The sequence below is a fragment of the Sandarakinorhabdus sp. genome, assembly GCF_040398645.1.
Classification (GTDB): Bacteria; Pseudomonadota; Alphaproteobacteria; order Sphingomonadales; family Sphingomonadaceae; genus Sandarakinorhabdus.
Window position 1 is genome coordinate 50,140 of record NZ_JBBATR010000010.1, and the last position, 1,930, is coordinate 52,069.

General features: G+C 62.2%; 1 protein-coding gene. It reads left to right on the plus strand.

Going from position 1 to position 1,930, the window contains the following annotated elements; genetic code table 11:
* A partial coding sequence (locus ABWP50_RS04100) for a TonB-dependent receptor (RefSeq protein ID WP_353216729.1) occupies nt 1–1,930 on the plus strand: 1,930 nt, incomplete at both ends.

The window sequence follows — 1,930 nt, forward strand, 5'->3', positions numbered from 1 at the left end:
TGGTCGATATCGAGCGTATCGAAGTGCTGCGCGGCCCGCAGGGCACGCTGTTCGGCAAGAACGCGTCCGCTGGGGTCGTAAACATCGTCACCAAGCGTCCCGGCGACAAGATTGCCGGCTATGCCGAAGGTGGCTGGTTCTTTGGCAATGGCAATGAATATCGCGTGCGCGGCAGCATCGATCTGCCGATTGCCGATGGTGTGCGCAGCCGCTGGACGGCGTTTTATGGCACCTATGACGGCAATATCTTCAACGATGCCGCCAATGTTAACCGCCGCGTCAATGGTTACGAACGTTTCGGCATCCGCGGCTTGATCGAAGCCGATGTGTCCGAAACCGTCAAGCTGACCGTGATCGGCGATTGGCGCCGGGCCAACGATGATTGCTGCGCCGAAGTGATCGGCACCGTGCCGGCGGGCGCGGCTGCGCTGGCGCTGGCCGGGATCAATTTCCAGGACGACGCCACCCGCGTCATCCGCCAGAACCTCGTGACCCGCACCGAAGAAGAAAGCTATGGCATTTCGGCGCAGATCGATGCCGAAATCGGCGATCACACCTTCACCTCGATCACCGCGTGGCGCAGCTATGACAACAATGAAATCCGCGATGGTGACTGGATCAACAGCGGCGTCGCTGGCCAGGCCCAGCTGCATGATCTTGGTCCGCAAACCGGCACCACCTTCAGCCAGGAATTCCGCCTGATCTCGCCGGCCGACAAGCCGTTCACCTACGTGCTCGGCGCCTTCTACAGCCGCGCCGATACCGATCGCACCTTCACGCGCAACGTCACCCGCTGCGGCGCTGCGCCCAGCCCGCTGGTCCTGCTGACCTGCGGTTCGCCGGGCGCTGTGGCTGAAAATGTCAGCGGCACCGCCACCTTTGGTTCGACGTTCGACAACTATGCCGTGTTCGGCCAGGGCACTTATGCCTTCACCGACAGCCTGCGCGCCATCGTCGGCTTGCGCTTCACCAAGGATGATCTGTCGATCTTCCACAGCCGCGTGGCCACGCCGAACATCGCCGGCCTGCCGGGCATTCAGCGCAATTTCGATGCCGGCGTGTTCGCCACCTCCAGCAATGGTGCCAACAATGGTGATCCCGCCGCCACCAATGGCGTGCCGTTCCGCACCAGCACCGATGCGACCAACCTGTCGGGCAAGCTTGGCCTGCAATATGATTTCAGCGATGATATCACCAGCTACGCTTCGTACAGCCGCGGCTACAAGGGCCCGGCCTACAACACGTTCTTCAATCTGAATGCCAATGGCACCAACGTCATCGAGCCGGAAATCGCCGACTCGTTCGAAGTCGGCCTGAAGAACACGTTGTTCGACGGCAAGCTGACGCTGAATCTGGCGGCATTCTATGCCCAGTATCGCAATTTCCAGGCCAACAACCCCGATCTGGTGTCCGGTGTGCCGGTGACGCGCTTCACCAACGCTGGTGATGTGTCCACCCGCGGCGTCGAAGTCGATTTCCTGTTCCGCCCGATCAGCGATCTGAACGTCGCTGGCGGCGTGTCCTTCACCGATGCGCAGGTTGACGCCTTCAAGGCACCGCCGGGCGCTGCCGTGATCCCGGCGGGCACCCCGCTCGGCTTCGCACCGCGCTGGAAGGGCACCATCGGCCTGGATTATCGCTATCGCACCGGCGGCGCGATCGACGTGGCCATCGCCGGCAACGTGTCGCACCAGTCCAGCCAACTCAGCCTGTTCGACGCCAACCCAGCCCTGCGGGCGGCTGGCGTCATCCAGGCCTACAGCCTGGTTGATCTGCAGTTCGGCATCGTCGAAAAGGATGATCGCTTCCGGGTGACACTGTTCGTGAAGAATCTGTTCGATCAGAACTTCCCGGCGCAGATCACCAATTCCGGCCTGGGCGGCGTCCAGACGGCTGGCTTGCGCTATCTGATCCCGCGTGAAGCCGATCG